We start from the raw sequence: 2,678 nt of genomic DNA on the forward strand, positions 1-2,678 counted from the left end.
GGCGGGCGCGCTTGTCGCGCCTGCCGGGGGGCAGGCAGGCGCGCGCGGATTTGTCCTTGCCAAATCCGCGAAGTGAATGCGCCGCCGTCTCGGACGAGCGCCAACGTGCTTGCCGGAGACTCCAAAATATCAACTCAAAGGACGGTCACCCTCAATCCGGATCGAGCACCTCCTTGGCGGCATTGATCAGCGCCGCCAGCGCGTCCGAGCCGCCCAGGTCGGGATGCACCCGGCGCATCAGCCGGTGATGGGCGGCGCGGATCTCCTCGAGGCTCGCGCCCGGCTCGAGCCCGAGAATCCGGTAGGCCTCCGCCTTGCCGAGCCCGCCGGCGCCCGCCGGCGGCGGGCCCACGCCGTCGGGATCCTCGCCACTCCCGCGCCGATCCAGATAGGCCAGGAGGAGCGAGAGGCTGTCCTCGTCGCCCGCCGCCTCGAATTCCGCGACCAGCGCCTGAAGCTCCTCGGCGGAAAGCGCGGAGAGCTCCGCCCCGGCGAAACGCCCGGTGAGCACCTCGCCGTCCATCGCGCCGCTGTCGTGATCGAGCGTCATGGCGAGACCGGCCGTGCGCACCTCCGAGATCTGGCCGGGGCTCGGCCCCCCGCCCAGGGGCTGTGCCGAACGCCAGATGCTGAACCCCAGCGCCGCCAGCGGCAGCGCCAGCGCGAATTGCCGCAGCGCGCCGAGCGCGACGCCCCCGGCCATCAGTGCCGCCCCGAGCGCGGGCCGGGGCGGGAGGCGCAGGAAGGCGATCACGCCGAAAACCAGGGCCAGCAGCGCGATCAGCGGTCCCGCCCATGCGATCATGGTCGAAGATCGGCCAGCAACCGGCTGGAAGCGGTGGAGTTCTGGGCCTCCAGCGCCACCCGTCCACCCGCCGCAAAGGCGCCGATCGCTTCGAGAAGCGCCCGCAACTCCGCCGCCGCCCGCGGATCGAAGGGCAGGAACACGCCGCCGGTGAGCCGCGCGATCTCGCGATAGGCCCGCTCGGCCGTGGCATCGCCGCCTTCGAGGAACATGAAGGCGCGGGTATTGCGCAGCGCGAGCCGCCCGGCCTTGTGGCAGAGCCGGTCGATATCCTCCTCCATGGCATCGCCCACATAGACCAGCGCGGCCAGCGGCGCCTGCGCCGCCACCTTCTCCGCATGGTCGAGGATCTTGCCGATCTGGGTCAGCCCGCCGCGGCAGGTGATCCCGGACATGACCTCGGTCAGGGCGGCCGCGTCGCGCACCCAACGCGACGCCCGCGCCTCGCCATGTCCGCGGAAATAGGCGAGCTGCACGTCGAGCCCGCCCACGCGCGCGCTCGCCTCGAAGAGTCCGGCCTGCAGGTGGCAGGCCAGATCCCAGGTCGGCTGGCGGCTCATGGTCGCGTCGAGCGCGAAGATCAGGCGGCCGCGCCCGCCGGCGGGCCCGCGCCCGGCATGGCGCGCCTCGGCGAGGAACGCCGCCATCTCGGCCTTGCTCGAAACCGGCCCGGCCGGCGTCGTGTCGCGCGGGGCCTTCGTGGGCAGGTCGTTGCGCTTGCTCATCGTCATCACTCCCCTGCATCATCTGGCCTCGCGTGCCGGCGATGCAAGCCTCTTGTCCGCGTCCCCGCGGGGCCGGCGGGATGCGCGTTAACACTTTTATTAAGCTATAACAATGGCTTGAAGAATGTCCTCATGGGGACAGCCCGGGGACGGGCCCTGCCGCAGGCACGCCTCAGGCCGGAACGCGGCCGAAGGCCTCGGTGGGATCCGCGATCGGGGCGCCGGTGGCGAAGCCCTGGGCATGGGTGAAGCCGAAGGCCCGCACCGCCTCGAGCTGGGCCGGCGTCTCGATCCCCTCCGCGGTGATCGCGACCCCCTGACCGCGGGCCGAGGCGATGATGGCGCGGATGAGATCCGCGGTGGCGGGATTTGCGAGATCCTGCACGAAGGAGCGGTCGAGCTTGATGCGGTGATGCGGCAGCCGCGCGAGATAGGCCAGCGCGCTGTAGCCGGTCCCGAAATCGTCGAGCGCGATCCGGATGCCGCGCGCGATCAGCGCCTCGAGCTGGCTGACGGTCTGGGCATTGTCCCGCATCAGCACGGTTTCGGTGATCTCCAGCTCCAGCCGCTCCGCCGGAAAGCCCGAGCGCGCCAGCGCCGCGTCGATCTCCTCCACGAAATGCGGCTGGTGGAACTGGAGCGCCGAGATATTGACCGAGAGCGCGAGCCCCTCCGGCCAGCGCGCGGCCATCGCCAGCGCCGTGCGCAGGGTCCAGGCCCCGAGCGGCAGGATCAAGCCGGTCGCCTCGGCGAGGGGGACGAAGCTCGTCGGCCGGATGTCGCCCCGGGTCGGGTGGCGCCAGCGCAAGAGCGCCTCCGCGCCGGTGATCTCCCCGGTCTCGAGGCTCAGATAGGGCTGGAAGACCACATGCATCTGCCCCTCGGGCAGGGCATGGGCCAGATCGAACTCCAGATGGCTGCGCTCCTGGTCGATGGTCTCGATGGCCGGCAGGTGCAGGGCATAGCGGTTGCGCCCGTCGTGCTTGGCCCGGCGCAGCGCCGCGACCGCCTGGGTCAGCACCGTCGCGCTGGCGGCCTCCGCCGTCAGCTGGTCGACGATCCCGATGCTCGCCTGCACCGAAATGCGCCGCCCGCCGAAATCCATCGGCCTGGCGATTGTGCGCAGCAGCCGGTCGGCGAGGGCCTCG

General features: G+C 71.5%; 3 protein-coding genes. All 3 read right to left on the reverse strand.

The features are described 5' to 3' along the window. Nucleotides 1-151: 151 nt before the first annotated feature. Nucleotides 152-805 (reverse strand): J domain-containing protein, encoded by a 654-nt coding sequence (locus V7050_RS20135; RefSeq protein WP_324370375.1) that lies wholly within the window; start codon nt 803-805, stop codon nt 152-154. Next, the gene (locus tag V7050_RS20140; protein WP_324370373.1) at nt 802-1,530 is read right to left on the reverse strand and encodes a VWA domain-containing protein; all 729 of its coding nucleotides are present in this window, start codon (nt 1,528-1,530) and stop codon (nt 802-804) included. The genes V7050_RS20135 and V7050_RS20140 overlap by 4 nt, the downstream gene beginning before the upstream one ends. Nucleotides 1,531-1,702: 172 nt before the next feature. Next, nucleotides 1,703-2,678, reverse strand: a 976-nt coding sequence (locus tag V7050_RS20145) for a putative bifunctional diguanylate cyclase/phosphodiesterase (protein WP_324411149.1), incomplete at its 5' end; no start/stop codon positions are given.

The organism is Amaricoccus sp., assembly GCF_036846665.1.
GTDB lineage: Bacteria > Pseudomonadota > Alphaproteobacteria > Rhodobacterales > Rhodobacteraceae > Amaricoccus.

What these genes read in the sequence shown, in the direction of transcription:
- V7050_RS20135 (WP_324370375.1), bottom strand. Translation starts at nt 805, where the DNA reads ATGATCGCATGGGCGGGACCGCTGATCGCGCTGCTGGCCCTGGTTTTC.
- V7050_RS20140 (WP_324370373.1), bottom strand. Translation starts at nt 1,530, where the DNA reads ATGAGCAAGCGCAACGACCTGCCCACGAAGGCCCCGCGCGACACGACG.